Annotated in this window: 21 protein-coding genes; 2 read left to right on the top strand and 19 right to left on the bottom strand. The window is 55.1% G+C overall.

What is annotated here, in order from left to right:
* The coding region (locus ACW5W8_RS06175; RefSeq protein ID WP_498626937.1) for a tape measure protein at positions 1 to 1840 on the bottom strand (1840 nt) is incomplete at its 3' end.
* Between the two features lie 162 nt (positions 1841 to 2002).
* On the opposite strand from ACW5W8_RS06175, the gene ACW5W8_RS06180 reads away from it, so the two are divergent.
* Together ACW5W8_RS06180 and ACW5W8_RS06185 are read left to right on the top strand one after the other, a co-directional pair.
* Positions 2003 to 2923: an AbiTii domain-containing protein gene (locus tag ACW5W8_RS06180; RefSeq protein WP_257124855.1), complete on the top strand. Its 921-nt coding sequence runs from the start codon at positions 2003 to 2005 to the stop codon at positions 2921 to 2923.
* A 93-nt stretch (positions 2924 to 3016) separates the two neighbouring features.
* Positions 3017 to 4201, top strand: a complete 1185-nt coding sequence (locus ACW5W8_RS06185; RefSeq protein ID WP_376890482.1) for a putative phage abortive infection protein — start codon at positions 3017 to 3019, stop codon at positions 4199 to 4201.
* A 38-nt stretch (positions 4202 to 4239) separates the two neighbouring features.
* On the opposite strand, the gene ACW5W8_RS06190 is transcribed toward ACW5W8_RS06185, so the two are convergent.
* From ACW5W8_RS06190 to ACW5W8_RS06275, 18 genes are all read right to left on the bottom strand, one after another.
* Positions 4240 to 4989: a phage tail tube protein gene (locus tag ACW5W8_RS06190; RefSeq protein WP_333563163.1), complete on the bottom strand. Its 750-nt coding sequence runs from the start codon at positions 4987 to 4989 to the stop codon at positions 4240 to 4242.
* Positions 4989 to 5435, bottom strand: a complete 447-nt coding sequence (locus tag ACW5W8_RS06195; protein ID WP_376890483.1) for a phage tail terminator protein — start codon at positions 5433 to 5435, stop codon at positions 4989 to 4991. The genes ACW5W8_RS06190 and ACW5W8_RS06195 overlap by 1 nt, the downstream gene beginning before the upstream one ends.
* The gene (locus ACW5W8_RS06200; RefSeq protein WP_498626939.1) at positions 5432 to 5893 is read right to left on the bottom strand and encodes a gp436 family protein; all 462 of its coding nucleotides are present in this window, start codon (positions 5891 to 5893) and stop codon (positions 5432 to 5434) included. The genes ACW5W8_RS06195 and ACW5W8_RS06200 overlap by 4 nt, the downstream gene beginning before the upstream one ends.
* A complete protein-coding gene (locus ACW5W8_RS06205) occupies positions 5859 to 6320 on the bottom strand; it encodes a Rho termination factor N-terminal domain-containing protein (protein ID WP_498626940.1) in 462 nt (153 codons plus the stop codon). Before ACW5W8_RS06205 ends, ACW5W8_RS06200 begins: the two co-directional genes overlap by 35 nt.
* 103 nt (positions 6321 to 6423) lie before the next feature.
* The gene (locus tag ACW5W8_RS06210) at positions 6424 to 7332 is read right to left on the bottom strand and encodes a Mu-like prophage major head subunit gpT family protein (protein WP_498626941.1); all 909 of its coding nucleotides are present in this window, start codon (positions 7330 to 7332) and stop codon (positions 6424 to 6426) included.
* Positions 7333 to 7412: 80 nt separating this feature from the next.
* Complete coding sequence (locus ACW5W8_RS06215) at positions 7413 to 8633, bottom strand: phage protease (RefSeq protein WP_498626942.1); 1221 nt, start codon at positions 8631 to 8633, stop codon at positions 7413 to 7415.
* Between the two features lie 54 nt (positions 8634 to 8687).
* The gene (locus tag ACW5W8_RS06220) at positions 8688 to 9386 is read right to left on the bottom strand and encodes a hypothetical protein (protein WP_139461468.1); all 699 of its coding nucleotides are present in this window, start codon (positions 9384 to 9386) and stop codon (positions 8688 to 8690) included.
* Entirely contained in the window at positions 9383 to 9709 is a 327-nt protein-coding gene (locus ACW5W8_RS06225; protein WP_218972602.1) for an STAS-like domain-containing protein, read from the bottom strand. The genes ACW5W8_RS06220 and ACW5W8_RS06225 overlap by 4 nt, the downstream gene beginning before the upstream one ends.
* A 1-nt stretch (position 9710) precedes the next feature.
* Positions 9711 to 10787 carry a hypothetical protein gene (locus tag ACW5W8_RS06230; RefSeq protein WP_139461467.1) on the bottom strand — a complete coding sequence of 359 codons (1077 nt, stop codon included), beginning with the start codon at positions 10785 to 10787 and terminating at the stop codon, positions 9711 to 9713.
* A 161-nt stretch (positions 10788 to 10948) separates the two neighbouring features.
* Positions 10949 to 11386 carry a phage virion morphogenesis protein gene (locus ACW5W8_RS06235; RefSeq protein WP_498626943.1) on the bottom strand — a complete coding sequence of 146 codons (438 nt, stop codon included), beginning with the start codon at positions 11384 to 11386 and terminating at the stop codon, positions 10949 to 10951.
* Positions 11386 to 11586, bottom strand: a complete 201-nt coding sequence (locus ACW5W8_RS06240) for a hypothetical protein (RefSeq protein ID WP_013723702.1) — start codon at positions 11584 to 11586, stop codon at positions 11386 to 11388. The genes ACW5W8_RS06235 and ACW5W8_RS06240 overlap by 1 nt, the downstream gene beginning before the upstream one ends.
* 35 nt (positions 11587 to 11621) lie before the next feature.
* Positions 11622 to 13109, bottom strand: coding sequence for a phage minor head protein (locus tag ACW5W8_RS06245; RefSeq protein WP_498626944.1), 1488 nt, complete (start codon positions 13107 to 13109; stop codon positions 11622 to 11624).
* On the bottom strand, positions 13109 to 14692 hold the full coding sequence (locus tag ACW5W8_RS06250) for a DUF935 domain-containing protein (RefSeq protein WP_498626945.1): 1584 nt from the start codon (positions 14690 to 14692) through the stop codon (positions 13109 to 13111). Before ACW5W8_RS06250 ends, ACW5W8_RS06245 begins: the two co-directional genes overlap by 1 nt.
* Positions 14692 to 16251, bottom strand: coding sequence for a terminase large subunit domain-containing protein (locus tag ACW5W8_RS06255; RefSeq protein ID WP_139461463.1), 1560 nt, complete (start codon positions 16249 to 16251; stop codon positions 14692 to 14694). The genes ACW5W8_RS06250 and ACW5W8_RS06255 overlap by 1 nt, the downstream gene beginning before the upstream one ends.
* Positions 16251 to 16826: a DUF3486 family protein gene (locus tag ACW5W8_RS06260; protein WP_498626947.1), complete on the bottom strand. Its 576-nt coding sequence runs from the start codon at positions 16824 to 16826 to the stop codon at positions 16251 to 16253. Before ACW5W8_RS06260 ends, ACW5W8_RS06255 begins: the two co-directional genes overlap by 1 nt.
* A 2-nt stretch (positions 16827 to 16828) precedes the next feature.
* Complete coding sequence (locus ACW5W8_RS06265) at positions 16829 to 17125, bottom strand: VpaChn25_0724 family phage protein (RefSeq protein WP_005345917.1); 297 nt, start codon at positions 17123 to 17125, stop codon at positions 16829 to 16831.
* Complete coding sequence (locus tag ACW5W8_RS06270; protein ID WP_005345918.1) at positions 17122 to 17436, bottom strand: DUF2730 family protein; 315 nt, start codon at positions 17434 to 17436, stop codon at positions 17122 to 17124. The genes ACW5W8_RS06265 and ACW5W8_RS06270 overlap by 4 nt, the downstream gene beginning before the upstream one ends.
* Positions 17417 to 17644, bottom strand: a complete 228-nt coding sequence (locus tag ACW5W8_RS06275; RefSeq protein ID WP_139461461.1) for a TraR/DksA C4-type zinc finger protein — start codon at positions 17642 to 17644, stop codon at positions 17417 to 17419. The genes ACW5W8_RS06270 and ACW5W8_RS06275 overlap by 20 nt, the downstream gene beginning before the upstream one ends.
* Positions 17645 to 17653: the final 9 nt, after the last annotated feature.

The following is a 17653-nucleotide window of genomic DNA, read 5'->3' on the forward strand; positions in this document are numbered from 1 at the left end:
TCTTGGCCTCATCACCCAGCGCTTTAACGGCTGCGGCGCCTTGTCGCCAGCTTCCAGTGGCCTCGTCGTAATGCACCTTGCCCTCGGCGACCAGGCGATCGAGATCCGCCATGCTGGTGATGGCAAAACCCAGCTCGCCTGACAGGGCGGCAAACTGACCATTGAGGCGGGCCTGAGTCTCGGAGCGCAGCCCTTGCGCCTCCCGAAGTGCCAGCTCAGCCTGCACTAGCTGGCGCAGGGCAGAGGCAAACTGGGTGATCTGGATGATGGACTCGACCGCCATGGCGGCCAGCAGTCCCTTGACGGCGGCGCCCAGCACCCTGACCCCTATCGCCGCACCGGCTGCAGCCGTGCCCGCAGTCGTCATGCCGCCTGCTGCTGTCGCTGACGCCATAGGCATGGCAATAAACTGGGCGTAGAGGCTGCGCAGATCACCAATCCAACCCGCGATTTTCAGGCCGACCCAAGCTTGGGCCAGCACGGTCAGCGCGGTGCGCCACTCATAAAGGGTTTGGATCAGCGACTTGAGGGTTTCCCCCATGGTGATAAAGCCATCGGATAGGCGCTTGGCCCACTCCTGCAGGCGGCCATCCCTGGCCATCGCCTCAAATTCGGCATTAAGGTTGGCCAGCTGGTTTTTGAGCCAGGCCAGCGCCCCGTTCTCTGCCACCATCCGGTAAAACTTGGCGAGGTTGTCCTGGGCATTGGAGATAAGCCTGGAGAGCAGGCTCATGTTGTCGGCAGCGGCACCGCGCGATTGGGCAGCAATCTCGTTCATAAGGGCAGAGATGGTCTCGCGGCCCAACTTGCCCGCCTCAGAGAGCTTCTGCAGTTCGGCAGTATTCTTGCCGGTCACCAGCTCTAGCATCTGCCAGACCGGCACGCCCCGCTCAATCAGCTGCAAGATCTCCTCTCCCTGCAGCTTCTGCTTGGCCCAGGCTTGGCCGAGTGCCAGGGAGATGCCCTGCACCTCTTCAAAACCCCCGCCCAACTTGAACGCTTGATCGACAATGCCCTGCATGGCACCCGCCATGGGGTCAATGCCGAACGCCTTAAGGCGCACGAATACCTGGGTGACTTCACTGAGCTGCAGGGGGGTGTTCTTTGCAAAGTCCTGGATCCAGACTGACGCCTCTTTGCCACCGGCAATCGAACCCATCACCGCCTTGAGCTGCACATCGAGGCGCTCTGCCTGATCGCCGGTCTGGAACATGGCGAGCAATTGGGTAGTCAGGGTCTGGATACCGAACCAGGTACCCGCCAGCGCCACCAGGCGCCCGGTCAGACTGCCGATGGCCCCCTGCAAGCCACCGGCCTGCTGACTGCCTTGGCTAAACTCGCGCCCCAGCCGTTCGGTCTGGGCGACACTTTTGGTCAGCTCACGCTGCAGGCGCTGCTGTTCCTGGGCAAGGTTCTTGGTATCGAGCCCGGACTGCTTGAGCCCGGCATGCAGGCGGGTATGACTGGCTGACTGAGCGACCAGCTGGCGCTCCAGCTGCTTGACCTCGGAAGTCAGCAACCGCTCTTGTTCTGCCAGCGCCTTGGCGTCACCGCTGCCTGCTTGCTGCTCGCGACGCAACTGCTCCAGCTTGTCACGGCTGAGCACGGTCGCCAGTTCGAGCTGGGTCAGGGCGGCTTTGGAGTCATTGAACTGCTGGATCAGCGCCTGCTGGCTGCTTAACGATTCGAGGCTCTCGGCTAACTGCGCCGTTTCGGCGGCCGTCTCATCCGAGATCGGGCCCAGCTCCTGCACCTCACCCACCAAGGCGGCCAAGTCTTCCCGACCGGTGACCTTGGCCGCCAGCTCCAGGGCAAGTTTGAGGGTGGTAGAGGTGGACATGGGGCATTCCGATCAGATTCAGATATGCCCTATTGTGGAGAAATGGCAGAATAGGAGGGTTTATGGGCGGTTACTGAGACATCTCGCTGCAGCCACCAAAACTTGTGATTATTTTTGTAGAATCAGTTTATTGCCCAACTTTGCATCAAAAGAGGAACATTCATGAGCCTTCTTCATGAGATCCAATCTGCAATTCTTCAGGAAAATGTAGATCTCGGCCCAATACTTCTCAAGCTACGGCTCTTAGCTGCTCGTATAGGTAGTCAACCACTAGCAGAATGGGTACGGCATGAGTCGGAAGGCTACCCGCTTGATACAGATATTCCAGAATATCGACATGTTCCTGTGAGCTACAGGGCAAGTTTTACTGGAGCTTATGGCTCAAAAATTGAGAATGCCCCCATTCCTCCTCACTTAGTAGAACACTTTGCAGGGGAACACTGGGTCCGCTTTCAAATACGCGAGAGCATTGCAGCCATTGATAATTTACTCACCAACCAATATGATGGCGAACTTGGTATCGATGCAGCAGACCTCATACTCCGTTTTCAAGGAAAAATATATCCGACTTATAGATGTTTTTCGGTGACAGGAAATATTTCTTGCTCATCTTTAGCATCAATTCGCCATGCAGTCCGCAGCCGTGTTCTAGAACTGACACTTGAACTCGAAAAATCTGTCCCAGACGCTACAAGCGTCATCTTGGGCCCAGCAGCTTTACCATCTGCGCCCAATGCAGCCGCAGCGACTCAAATTACCCAACAAATCATTTACGGTAACTATACCTCAATCGCAGCTACTGGAAACGGCGCGACAATCCAAGTAACTGTAGTGCCACACAATGAAAAGAGCTTGGCAGACTATCTAACTCATTCAGGTATGGCAGAAGAGGATGCGCTAGAGCTTGCTCGATTAGCGGCATTAGAACAACCTGACAGCAATATTGAGCCCATGGGGGCAGAGGTTAAAAGCTGGCTAGTTGACAACCTTAAGAAAGCAGCATCAGGCACTTGGAAAATTGGACTATCAGTTGCGACAGACGTAATCAAGGAAGCATTGTTAAAATATTATGGTTTTAAGTAGTCAGCTAATACCAGATTGCTAATCTTCCTAAAATTCATTGTAAGATTCGATAAAAATCTCAAGTCTTAAACTTTATATCACAGAGAAAATATAATGAAAGATCACCCAATAATAATAACAGTCCTGGGCTTATTAAGCATCGGAGCTTTAGTTGGTATGGCCTTATCAGACATAACTTTATTCTCCTTCGCACCTAGTGACTTTATCAATTCATTTCTAAAAGTTTTTTTAGGTGTTTTCATTGTGTACTTATATATTTTTTGCAAGGAATTATATACACACAACCCCAAAAGGAATTTTAAAGAGAAATTTTTCATAACCCTTAAAAAATACACATTATTTAGTGTACTCAAAGAGATTTTTAATGACAGCGTCAAGGAAAACGATGACGATAACAAAGACCGTTTGCTTGGAATACTTCACGGCATGCTTTTAATTGGTTTTTTATTTATGGTGGCATGTTTCATTATAAATTTCATTTGGCATGATGCCGAATTAGGTGCGTTTGGTGATTTCCTTGGTGGGGTTTTGAATCCAATCTTTACCTTTATGACCTTTTTTGGTGTAATTATTACAATAGTGCTCCAAAAAATAGAGTTAAAAGCTGCAAGAGAAGAATATACCAAATCAGCTAATGCTCTTGGTACACAAGCTATAGAAAATACATTTTTCAACATGTTATCACTACATCACAAGATTGTTGAAAAAATAAATTTCAATGCTACTGGATTCAACTACACCTTGGATTTCCTAGACCACCCCAACTCAGATAATACGCCATCCCTTATAGGGGAGAAAGCATGCCAAGGAGCAGAGGCATTCTCGAGACTATTGTCAGTAATTGAATGTGGAACTCAAAAGGAAAAGACATTCTCCCTTTATAAAGTTGTGCAAAACCATCATAACCACCACTTTGGAAGTTACTTTAGAAGCTTATATCAAATAATGAAGTTTATTGTTAACAACAATTCTATTGATGATGATGATAAGAAAAAATACATGAGTATATTAAGAGCACAACTCTCTAGCGATGAGCTTATAGCTCTTTTTATTAATTGTTCAGGAGATATGGTTGATGATGGGCAATTTAGAGCATTCTTGGTAAAATACCACATGCTTGAGCATATGCCACTTTCATATCACGAGGACGACAATGAAAAATATTACACGTCAAAAAACTTCATAATTGCTGACATTGAAACAATAAAAGAATATCTTTCTAATGAAAATAATGGTGCACTAGGAAAACGCGATTTTTACCTCCCATCTGTAGGTTAAAATTAAGGGCGGGTCTCCCCGCCGTTTTATATTACCCATCATACAGTCACCGGCCGATCCACATAGAAAGGGGCGGTCTCACCATCCACGGCCAGCAGCTCCCCCTCCAGCTCGATCTCGATGGGCTTGTCGCTCATAAAGTCCACCGCCTTCTTGGGGGACAAGCTGGCACGGGGCACCGTCAGTTTGATGGCCTCGCCGCTGACGATACTGCGGCCATCGAGCAGCAGCCGCGCCTTGATCTCCGGCTGGATGTTGCCTGCGATGCGGGTACCGGTCACTGCGTTATAGGTACCGCTGACCGTCAGGCTGCCGCCATCCGCTACCGAGCCCCCCTTGATCGCCCGTACCAGCCCGAGCGCATAGTTAACCTCGATATCGGTACCCACCACCAGCGCCGTGGCCCCTTCCTTGATGGCCAAACCCGTTGCGGCAATATTGCTCTTGCCCAGCTGGGCCCACTTAGGATATGCGGGCAGGGTCACCGGCAGATCAGTCAGCGTACCGGCCCCCTGATTGATGGGGCTCTCCAGACCCATAAAGGCGGCGGCCAGCAACACGGGCGGGATCTCGGTGGTCTTGATGGTGACCATGGCAGGCTTGGGAATGTGGTAGTTCTCCCGCGCCTGACCGTATTGCCCCTTGCGCTTGCTGGGAATCGAGATCTTCTGGCTGTCGGGTTTCACTTCCAGGCTATCCACATCGATGGGGCCAATCACCCCGGCCGAGACCCCGTTGGTAAAGGTCTCGATAAAGAGATCCCCTTCCAGGTGCAGTGTTTCGCTCATCATCGCTCTCCTTTGAATTTCACTCGGGTAGTAAAGGCAAGCGGCAAATAAGCCGCACCGCCGCTGTAACTGGGTTTGGCCGGTGGGGTGACCCGGCGAAAGGTACTGTCACCACATGCTCGCCCACTGACGGCCTGCAGGATGCGGCCAAGCCACACTCCGGCACTGACCTCCCTAGGGCTGGCACGATGCACCAGCACCAGCAACCAGAGCTGATCAAAGCTGCTGGCCCGGCCTGACTGGGTGCCTTCGCTCTCACGTTCGCCCTGATAGACCACATGTACCGCCGGACTGTGCTGGCCCAGATTGGCGATGGCCGCCACATCGGTGGCCACAAACACCTCCTTGAGCCCCGCAGGTTTGAGGGGGGCCAGCAGCTCACGCAGCCGCTCGCCAGCCTGCAGGTAGTCGAGTTCGGTACCAGACTGGTTGGCGGGTTGGCTCATAGAAAGCCCCCCTTGTCGCGCCCCTGACTCCGGCCAAAGACGCGCCCATCCGACTGCAGTTGAGCCAGGTTCTGGCTCTCCAGGGTGGCGCCATCGGATGCCAACCCCAGCGCCAGCTCCCCCTTACCAACCGATTTCAGAAAGGCCAGGGCAGCCTCGTTGCGCTTGGCTATCTGCTCCGGGGCCTGTTCACCATAGAGACGGTGACGGGCGATATCTGCGCAGATAGGTACCAGGGCACTCGGGATATGGGCCAGCGGCAAGGGATAGCGACCCGCCAGATAGCCATCGATCAAGGCGCCTGCATCCTGCAGGGCGATGGTGATGGCCGCCTGATCCAGCTCGCCGGTCGGCGTCATGGCCAGGCGCAGCAACTCGGCCTCACCAAAGCGGATCACCATGTCATTGACGCTGGCATACATATCACTGCTCTCCGCTCTGACCAGATGACTGCTCATCCTTGACCGGGTATTGCACTTCGGTCGCGGCGATCGCTGTCACCAGTTCGGCCTTCTTGAGCTTGGCCGCCTCCGAGATACCCATCTGCAGCGCCAGCTCGCGCAGCTCATCGACCTTCATCTCGGCCAGCGGCGTAACCTTGCCAGCCAAGGTGGCAACCCCTGCCAGATAGCCCGAACCGGTCAGGACGCCCAGTGTTGCGTCCAGATCCCCAGGCGCCGATGGTGCATCACCTGCCTGAAGGCTGGCGTTTTCAGCCAACCGGACGACCACCAGACGCGGGTCGTTCTCCAGGGTCGCGCACTGCTCAGGCGACACAACCATCTCAGACTTGCCCGGTACAATCGGCAGGCCCGCGCGAAAGTAGACCTGACGAACTGTTGACGTAATCCCCACTCGAATAGCCAGTTCCATCTCTTGTTCCATCTCATGTTTTCCTCGTCGTATCTGATAGAGAGGCTGTTTAAACCGGGGGTTAAACAGTGCCTGGCAGCTGTTTAACCCCGCTTTAAACAGGCATAACGCAGGGTTAGAGGTAGTCAGCCACCACCAGCTCCAACTTGCCTTTCAGCTCGTTGCTACTGCTGCTATCCAGCTCTCGCTCCAGCATCTGGGTCGCCAACTTCTCAAGAGAGGGCGGTACCACCAACATGGTGGCCTTCACCCCAAGCTTGCGGCCGCCATCAGCCTGAAACTCCCGCATCTTGGAGAAGGCATCCCACAGGTTGTCGGGGGTCAGCGCCCGCTTGTTGGCAAAGGCCAGCTGCCAGAAGCCAAAGCCTGCGGCATCACGGCAATCGACCCCGTAACGGAACTCCTTGCGGGTGAATACCGCCTCGTCATCGACCTTGGTCATGGCAATCAGCTGCGGCGACTTGCGATCCTGGAAGATGACAGGCTTGAGGGCTCGGCTGGTATCGAGCAGGAACCAGGGCTCCCCCTGATAACCGGCATCCACCACCACGTTGGCGCTCAAAACAGGGGTACCGGTGCCATCGGCCTTGGGATAGACAGGGTGATCGGTGTCGAAGAAATACTGACCGTCATAGCAAGGCGTGGTGAAGCCAGCGCCGAGCAGACCAAAGCAGAGCTCGTCGGGGTGGATCCCTGCCGCCAGACCCATCTCTTGAAACAGGGGGGCATAGATACCCAACTCGTCATCTTCGATATCGTTGCGATCGACCGCCACGGTGGCCTCGAAGTCTTCGTTGACGATCTGGTAACCGTGCGCCTTCATCGATTCGATCACCCGATCACCGACCCACTTGCGCAGACTGGGGAACTTGCCCAACCAACCATAGGTGTTGGACTTGGTGGTCGATTTGATCACGGTGGCGATCTTGGTGTACTGGGCAGGCGCTTCACCCTTGGCGTCTTCAAAGTTCTTCTTGAAGCCGGTGAAGAGGGCCTGCAACAGCGCGGGAGTAACAATGGCCATACGGGTGTTCCTTCTCTGGTTAAACAGGTTGGTCTGGCGGTCACGTTCGTCCGATTACGCCGCTGCGCGGCTAAGCGAACCTACCGGCCTTTTGCCTTGGCAAACTCTTCATAGGAAATGCCGAGCTGATCGGCGGCATACTTGTCATCCGCCGAGAGCACTGCCTCTCCCTTCTTCTCGGGTAGGGTCACCTGGGTGGTCTGACTGGCGGCCAGTGCCGCAATCGCCGGACGGGGCTCCAGCAAAGCCTTGAGAGCAGCCACCCCCTTCTGGGCGGCATAGGCGGTCAAATACTCCTCTTCGGCGGCCACCACCTTGCCCCGGGTACGGGCGTCCTTGATCAAGGTCGCGGCATCCGTGGTCTCAACCTTGGCGCTCAAGGTGGCCACTTCCGTCACCAGGGCGTTATAGGTCTCCACCGGTACATACTTGGCCAGGTCAATCTGGCCACCCTGCCCTGTGGAGACGGTCGCCTTGAGCGCAGCCAGCGAGGTGCGCTCAGCAGTGAGAGCTGCCTCCAGCTCCGGCGCCTTTTTGGCAATGGCCTGCAGGGTATCCAGAGCAGCCAGAGCAGCAGTCCCCTGCTCGGCAGTAAACTGGCCATCGGCACCCGGCTGGATGCCGAGTTTGCCGAGCAGCGCGATCAGGTGTTCGTTCATGGATTTCTCCTGTTGTGCAACATGGGATGAGATGGCCAGCTGGCCGGGTTGGGTAGACATAAGGCTTGAAGCGGGTAACGCACTCAAAGCGGCAAGCGCCTGCATGCCCACCACACCGGGATCATTGGTAATGGCAGTCATCCGCAGTTCCAGTGGGCGGCCCTGGGCGTCATAGGGAAAGACGGCAGAAAGGAATCGGTACTCTTTGGCAGCCACCAGGGCCGCAGCCCGCTCCGTCCAGCGCGGCTTGATAAAGAGCCCCTGCCCTTCGCGCCATGCAATCTCGTCACTGTTGTACCAACCTGCCGCAGGGGCTGGCTGGCCATTCTGGTCAGTCTTGAGGGTCTGGTGGTCGTAATCGATCAGGATGTCTTGCCCAAGGGCTTTGGCTCGGGCAATCAGGGCAGCAGCGATCTGTCCGTCCAGTTGCCAGTGACCACTCGCCACATCGAACGGACGACCATCACGGGCCTTGAACGGGCCGACCGGCAGCAGCTGGTACCAGCCATCGCCTTGGGGGGTGAGCTGCGCATCGAGCACCGCCAGCCGTTCCCCGCTGACGGGGTTAGCTTGGAGGATGGCCACGAAGGGCACGGAGTATGGGGTCTTGGATATGTTCATGCCGCCATAGTGCGGCGGCATGAAGGGGGATGGGGTTTATGGTGCCTTACAATGCATCAATATATCTGATTTGAACTACTCAGACTCACTGCTATTAAAATTAAGCACGTCCTTTAGTTTAGTAAGTGGCTCATCTGTTGAATGAACTATACCTAAAGTCACCCCTGCCCCTATGAGCATAACAAGAAGCCATTTAATTACTTGTATAAAAAAAGCTCTACACTTTCCTACACATTTAACAAAGACTAAAGGACAAATTGCTGTTTTTTGAAGCAAACGTGTATAAACAAAGCGAGCAAACGATTGATTTGCAACCTTTGAAAATGCAAGCTCAACCTCTTTGATACAGAGACCAGCTATTTTCATTGCATTGAATGCTTTTTTATTTCTGTCTATGTCTTCAAAGGTCGCTATTTTCTCTGCGTCTAAAGTTACCGCATCAAGCAAATCTACCAAGAGTTCATTAACTCGTGATAAAGATATATTGCAATGCGTACCTCTCTCGCCTAGAAGTTTTAATTTAAACTCTAGTTTTTCCAAATCAGCATCAGCACCAAAAATATAAGCTTGAATATCAGATTTATCTCTATCCTTCCCCTTTAGCCAAAACTCAATCGCCCCTTGAGATAGCTCCGTAAGGAGCTTATCTATATCATTACAAAGCCCTCGGATTTCTGAACGCTTTGCATACCTGTCATTATTAGTGAAAACCAACGCCCATCCAATAACAACAAGCATAGGAGGAAGCCATTTAGATAGGTCTTCCACAATCAATTACTCGCTTCTTCTATATAATTCCAAGCTCTATTTAAAACTGTTGCCCTAGAATGCTCCAGTTTCAATCTAGACTTAAGTTCATCAGCACTAAAGCCATCGTCTCTAACCAAGCCACCGAATGCCTCATCCAAAAAGGAAGAGCCATATCCCATAGTTCCATTCATGTCGATATGAACGATTGGATAAGCTTTTAGTGACGGAGTTAGTATCTTTTCCCTAAAGACCTTACCATTAAATGGGCCGTCAAGTTCGTCACGCCCATAGGGCATGTCTGAGAAATCATCTGCGATTCTAATGAATTCTTTAGTAATAACAGCCATTTTAACTACCACCGTTATTTGAAAGTTGGATATTCCATTGTATTAACGTACCTTGTAACGGACGTTTACTATCATTTAATTCTTCAACATCATTTTTCGTATGGTAATTATATCTACCATAACGACTATATAACATCAATTGTCCATCAGGGTTAGCCTCAACAAAAGCTTTGATATCACTTAAGCCCTTCCCTCTTTTCTCTTGCTTAAAGCGGCTACGACCATATTCCATCGAACCCTTTATCAAATTAGAATCACGATTTCCATTTATAAGACCAGCTATCATACTTGTGATCTCTTCATAAAATGGTCTTCTCGGGATAGTTCTGGGTATGGTCTCGCCCATATCATATATGGCAACAAAAAGCTGATCTTGAATTCTTCTAGTGATAAACCACCAACGTTTACCAACTTTATCAACAAAATTTTGAAGGGCCACATCAGGCTCTTCATAAGCATGATTTCCAACATTTATTATGGATTCGGTAACCGCTGCATACATAGCATCATGTATATCATCATCTAATCCGGCCTCAGTGATTGACTCACTAACATATTTAACACATGTACGAATTGAATCATCCAGATCATCTAATGACTCACCACTCACTGCGGTCAATATCTGATGCGGTCCATAATTTATATTCCCACTCAACAAGTTAAAAAAACCTGTCTCTCTGAATACAATATCAATTTCTCTTAACCCAGATTTTGTAATGGATATTACAAATGGTGAGCCAGTTTCAAATTGAATGGAATGAATGTGAGCAAACAAAACTAGAACCGCACATATCTTACACGACACGGTGTCCTGCAAGTCAATAAGAACTCTCTTCTTTTGCTCAACACATTTCTTATGCAAATCATCCAAAAAAAGTAAAAACTCAACGCAATGTTCTTCATTAAAAACATTCAAAAAACGAGGCGCACGGATAATTAAACGACCAAAAACAGATAAATTAGGAGTCCTCACACTAAAGTGCTTTCTTTCTACTCCTTGTCTAGCTAAGCCTTTTACCCACTTCTGCTGGGCTCGGCGACCATGCCAGTATGCTTCATCTGTTTGTATTTTCTTCATTTTTACCCTTCCGCAAGATGCTCAGATGTTATAGAAGCATCATGCAAAGTACAACCAATGCCGACACCATCTATCCAACCTAAGTCATTAGATGGTGTTTAATCATGTTTAAATCAACCCCAGAACACCGCTAGGACAAGGCTAAAGGCATCCCTATAGACCTATCCTTGCAGATACATCTCAAGCGTCACAAGAACGAATTCATGGTCTGAATCCGACAGCCCCAGAGCGCGGCGCTCTGGCAGGTTGATCTCTGGGCGCCCGAACTGGTGGGCGGCACCGTATACCATGGGCGTACCGAAGTAGAGGGTCTGGGGATCGACCTGATAGTCGAGGGTATCGCGCAGATCATCGTTCAGACGCAGCACCTCATCGGCATGTCGGGGCTTGCGGGCACGGTACTTCTCCGAGAGCGGGGCCCAGGGCTCCCCTTCCGGGCTCTCTTGGGCATCCCAGCGATCCCGGTGCGACAGCAGCAGCCCTTCCCCAATATCTGCCAGCGGTTCGCTCAGGTCACCGGTTTTCTGATAAAGCTTTGCCAGTAACTTGTGGGCGTCGGCCACCCCGTGGTGGCTGATGGCAATAAAGCTACCGGCCATCAGAACTCATCCTCAAAGGTGGTCATATAGTGCAGCGCTTCCTCATCTGCATTAGCCATCGCGGCCTCCCAGAGATCCCCCATCAGGTCAGCCTCCTCATCACGGGCTTGCTCACACAGGGCATCCAGCGCCTTGGCTTGCGCCAGGGTAAAGGGGCCATCCTGTGCCAGCAGGGCGCTGGCTTGTTCCAGCAAGGTCATTGTCTCGCTCCTTTATGTTTTGATCTCCGGGGCTACTAGCGGCCGCCCTTGGTAGTGGCAGCCGTAGCTTTGGCCAACATGGCTTCCACTCTCTTGGCCAGTTCGGGAAAGTGCTCCAGCATGGATTCCCTCGCCAGCACCCAGGCGGCAAACGCCTCGGCCGCCATCTCTTTGCCATTGGTTCCGGCATATTCGGTAATCAGGCCGATACCGTTGAGATTGGGCTCCCCGGCCCAGAAGTGAACCTGGTGGCCGAGCTCATGCAACCAGGTCGAGATCCGCTGGGCCGATTCCCCCAGTTTATCGCCTACAATGGCCGACACACTCCAATGACGGCGCAAGGCTTCACCACTGGCGCCTCTTGGTAGTAATTGGCGCGGGCCGCGATTAGCGTGGGCATCAGCCAACACATCGGCAGCCGCCGCTTGCACTGCCTGCATATCCACCGTCTTCAAAGTATCGCCCCCCTTTACCTTGATAACCAGATGATCCCAGCTGGTTGCGGTAAAGCCGTTGACCCTGCTGGCCCGGCGCGAATAGTAAAAGGAGCGCACCAGATAGGGATCTTTGCCCAGGTAATCAGCAATAGCCGGGGCAACCTTGAGCCCGGCCGCCCCCTTCCCCATTTCGGTCTGCTTGATAAACAGGGTTTTGACCGGATGCGCCTTGAGGTACGCCGCCAACGGTTCGCGCTGGGGGGCTGGCAACTTGGCCAGCAGATCACTCAAACCCTGTGCAGTGACACCTTTAACGCTGGAGAAGGCGCTCCCCACTATCCGCTCTGGCAGTCGCTCGGCCAACGCAGGCTTGGCTGCTTCGCGCTTGGCCACCGCCTTGGTCAGGTCTGCCGGAGTCTGGGGACGATAATCAAAGCCGGGGTCGATGCCTTTGGGGATTTTGTGCAACTCCCCGGTGGCCTTGTCCACCCACTCATATTCGCCATCGTCCGGGGCCTTGCCCACCACCAAGCCGCGCCGCTTGAGATCGGCCTCTGAGAGCAGAAACTTCTTGCACTTGCAGCCATAGCCATTGCTCGGGCTGTGCGTCTCCCACCAGGGGTGATCAACCGGCAGCACCAGGTTGTTCCACTTGAGGTGCAACTCCCTGGGGTGCTCGGAGTCCCCATGACGATAGAGCGCATAGGGGCGTTTGTGCTTGATACGCTGGATCTGCTCTTCACGCCCGGCGTTGTAGCTTTGGCGCAGGTTGGTCTCGAAGATGACGCGGGAGCGCCACGACGCCGGGCCGGTATGCTCCCAACCGTGGCGGGCCACAATCTCCTTGAACGCCTTCTGAAAGGCCCCGATGGATTGCCCTTCACTGATCGCCTTGTCTACCGCCCCGCGCAAATCAGCCAGCAGATCCGTTTTGGTGGCCCCCGCCACCATAAAGGCGCGGTTATGGGCATCGCGCCACACATCGGCCCAGCGTTCGCTCGGCATATCGAGCTTCTGGCGAAAGAAGGCGATCGCCTCGGTAAAGGGCAAGGAGCCATATCTGACTGGTGAGGAGCGAACGGGCATCAGCGGCCCTCCTCCATCTCAAGCATGCCGAGCAGCTCGCTGGCGGCAATGGCTTGTGCCATCAGCGCCCCCAGTTCGTCATGGCTGAGTTCAGGCTCCAGTGCCAATAAGCCATCCCGGATCTCTTCCAGAGTAGTGGCCTGCATCACCAGCGCTTGGACAGCATCGGTCATTCCCGCCAGCAGAGGGGCGGCCTCGGCCTGCAACCGGGCCAACTGGGCATCGTTGTTATCTCTCTGCGCAGCTTTATTTGCGGCCAGGGTCGCCAGTCCCTGACGGGGCAGCCGAGCCTTGAGCTCCGCCTCCCCTGTTGCCCCTCGATTGTCCTGAATGGTCAATACCTCTTCCTGAGCGGTGGGCACCGGGATCTGCAGCTTGTCATAGACCCACTGGGTCGGGATCTTCATGCCGATAGAGACCAGAGTGCGCAGCGGCCCTGCCAGTTGCTGCATATCCTCCGGCTCGGTCACATCAAACTCCAGCCGGGGGCTGCGGCGCGGGCCCTGATAGCTCTTGCCGTTCAGGGCATAGAGCGGATAGACCAGATCGCGGGTCAGGGTGGCGGCCAGCTGGCGGAGATCAGCATCCCGTACCTCTTGGCGCACCTCGTTATGGACATTGCCCAGAGCATTGGTCGAGCTCTTACCATCGGCCTGTGAGGTCAAGGTGCCCCCCAGAATGGCCTTGCTCATGGAGCGCTCGCACCACTCCATCATCACCACAAAGGGATCGGCCTGACCGCTAGCGGCGTTCTGGAACTCAATCTCCATCCCGCGCGGGATAATGCCCCCGGCGTTATGCCCGATGGAGAGCACCGCCTGCAGCAGGGTGGCCTTCTCTTTCTCGGTCGCTCCTTCCGGGTATTTGCCAAGGCGCACCGGCAGGCCGTAGATCTCCAGAAACTCCGCCAGATCGCGCACGCTGTAGTTCTTGAACAGAAACGGCCAGATCAGGGTACGGACAAGGCCGGTGCGGGCCAGATATCCCGATTTGGACTTGGCCTTGTGCAGCAACCAACCAAAGGGGTTGAGGGCAACCCCTTCGTGGCTGTTATCCCGCAGCCGCAACTGGTTGCGATCGTCCGGGTGGGTCTGAAACCAAGCGGGATCGCGCCAGATGATGCCCTTGGGAAGCTGCAACCCCTCCACCAGCTCCCAGCCACAGAACTCCTGGGCACAAAACCCCTTGAGTACCGCATCGGTGGCGTCAAAGATGGCATCATCAAACCAGGTAAAGTCCTCTATCAGCTCGCGGATCATCTCGCTGTCGCGCTTCTCCGCCGGGGTGGCGTTGCGAGGCGGCTCGATTGTCCAGCTCACCCCCAGCAGAGCGCGGCGACGTTTGCCGAGTTCACTCTGCAGGTGGGCGTCTTTCTCCTCCATGTCTTCGGCCAGCTCGCACTGGGCGATCAGGTTGCCCTGTTCTGCCTCCTTCAATGCGGCTGCCGCCCTGCTCGGCGTGAGCCCCACCGTGGGGTGTTCACTGTAGTGACGGCGCAACTGGGCAAGCGCCGCCGAGTTCTCGGTCTGCGGCTCCTTTTCAAGCCGCAGGGGATTGCCGTTGATATCGATGATCCTGCCCATTACCAGGCCCCTCTCTCGAACGAATGATGGTTATCGCCCCTTGCTTCATCGCGCTTGTTAGGCAGTGGAGTGAACTCGATAGCGCCCCCCTCCATCCAGCTGGCTCGCACCGCCATGGCCAAGGCCACCGCAAAGTCACCGTGGCGCTGTTGGCCCCCTTGGCCGGTGTTCTTGCCTTTGTCGATCTTGGGGATGCCGTTGATGACCTGGATTTTCCCCAAGTCATCCTGCACGTCTGCATGGCGCGGGATGGTCAGGTTGCCATCCTCAAACTCTGCTTTGAGCTTGGGCATCCACTCCCGATACCAGGGGTCATTGAGCATCACGCACTCGATCATCCCGGCTCCCCAGCGCAAACGGGCCGCCTCTGCCAGATAGCCGCCGTTACCGGTAGCATCGAAGGCCGCCGCCGTGAAACGGTGTAGCCCAATCAGCAAATAAAACAGGATCTGGCGCTGGCTCTCATAGGGGGCATTGACCAGCTCCACCACAAAGGGCACTCGTTTGCGCAAGTTGGTGGCAAGGGAGAGCGGCACAAACACCGACAAATCCCCCTTGCGGGCGAAGTCCTCTCCCAGCACATGGCGACAATTGCGATCGAGCGCTTCCAGACAGGGCTTGAGGTTCTCCTCGCACCAGATATCCACCACTGCTTTGCGGGTCTCCTCGCTCGAGAGCTCGAAGTCTTTGGGGGCGGTAAAGCGCAGAATAGGGATATCCGGTTGCATCGCCCGCTCGATCAGGGTGCGCTTGATATAGACGCCGCTGCTCTGCTTGGGTACGCAGAAATACTCCTCCAGAGCATCCTCTTCAGTGGCGGTAGCCTTGAGCAGCCCCGCCTTCCAGGCGTCCTCGGCTTCCTGTGTCCAAAGGCCGCCCTTGACCTGGCAGATCCGGCGATAGAGCCCCTGGCGGCAAGCATCGTCCAGGCTGATGGTATGGATGGAATACGCTTTACGGCCCGCTCGGCTGTCGTTGATGAGTTGGTTAAACAGGTTATCGACGCCGTTATGGGTACTGATCAACCGCACCTTGGCGCCCCACATGGTCAGCGCCATGGCGGCCTTCAACACCTCGGCCAGTCGGTCGTGGAAAGCGGCCTCGTCGATGGTCACATTGCCCTGCATGCCCCGCAGGTTGGAGGGGTTGCTGGAGAGCGCCTGCACCTTGAAGCCAGAGGCGAAATAGACCACGAAGGTGAGGATCGCTTTATCCTCATCGTCGGTGAACACCTCCTCCTGGATCTCACCGGCCGCCTTGTTGTACGCCTTGGCCCACATCGCCACCGCATCGATAAACTCGCGGGCCATCTCCTTGTTGCTGCCCACATAAAAGTGGTGGCAACCCCCGGCCGTCTTGGTCTTGGCGGCCGTCAGGGCTGCATCAGCAGCCTCTGCCCAGGTGATACCGGTACGGCGGCTCTTCTCGGCGATCTTGAGCGGGCTCTCATCGGCAATCCATATGCGCTGGTACGGCAGCAACACCTCGTCGGGGTTGTATTCGGTACCCAGGGTCTGGGCTAACTGTTGGGCGATAGGGGTCTGAGCAAGGGCGGTCATCAGGCAATCCCCAGGATTTCGCGGCGTATCTCGGCGGCGGCTTCACAGCTCAAGCCCGCCTGAGTCACGATGGCTTCAGTCTTGGCGGCGATCTCTTCGGCAAATGCCTGGCGGATCTCTTTCTCCCGCTTATGACTCTGCATCGCGGTCGATTCGAGCCGCTGGGCCGCCAGCATGGCGTTTTTCAGCATGTCGATATCCACCGCCTCCTCCGGGTTCTGCACCTGAGCCAGCATCGCCTTGAACAGCTGAGAGCGGCCCAGCTCCAGAATGAGCTTGGTGGTCTCCCCCATCGGCTTGTCGCCAAGCTGGGAGGTCAAGACGGCCGTGGTTTCTCGCAAATCCCGCAGGTGCTGGCCGACCTGTTCAACCTGGCTGGCATGACGGCTTAACCCGGAGCGGGAGAGCTTGAGCTCATCGGGCAGCCCCGCCTCCTCGATCAGGCCGTTGATTTCATCCAGGATGGCGGCCTGACTGTTGCCCTTGTCCCGCAGCATCTCGTTGAGCGCGTTGCGGATGGACTCAGGCAGCAGCCACACCTTGCTGGCGCGGCCTCGGGTCGGTTTCTCGGCCATGCTTAATCCTCCGCCCTGGGCTTCTTGACGCCGGGCACCGTTGCCCGGCCCTCTGCCGCGTCCTGGCCCCGACCGGTCAAGTGAGCCACCTGCACCGTGGCCAGTCGCTCGATGCGCACCAGCCCCTGCTCTTCCAGCCAGGCCAGCAGGGTCTTCACCCGATCCCGTGTCACCCGACCGGTACCCAGCTGGTCGAGGCAGTCATTGAGGATTGACTCGTTGGCGGCACCACCGATATCCAGCAGGGAGCGCAGGATCACCAGCCGCTGCTGTGCGTCCAATATTTGTTGAATGCTCATGGCTTCTCCTTCTGTACAGCGGCGAGCTCATTTTCCAATAGCAGATCGGCAAGGCGACGGGCTTGGCGCAGCTCCGGCTTCACCTCCCGCAACTCCCCCCGCAGCTCGCTGATCTCCAGCTGCAACTTGTGCAGCTCACGCTCACTCGGCAGATCAGCCAGTACCTGCTCCACCCGCTGGACTCTCTGCACCAGAGCAGTGAGGTCTTCGCGCTTGGCGTAGGTCTTGGAGAGCAAGATGATGACCACCAGACCCACCAGGCTGGCCAACGCATAGAGCGGTCCCCAGTTCTTAACGATGAAATCCCACACGGGTCGCCTCCTTGCGCTCATACAGGGTCTGGCACTCGATACAGCGCTCGGCACCAGGCTCGGCTGCAAGGCGGGAGGTTGGGATGGCTTCGTCACAATCGCAACAGATACCATCGCCGTGTGGCCTTGCCCTGTTCTGGTGGGCTTCGATAATGCGCCCAGTTCGATCGGCATCGGCCTGCTGGGCGCGGTCTATGAGGTTTGTCACATGACCTCT

The organism is Aeromonas aquatilis (genome assembly GCF_054052405.1).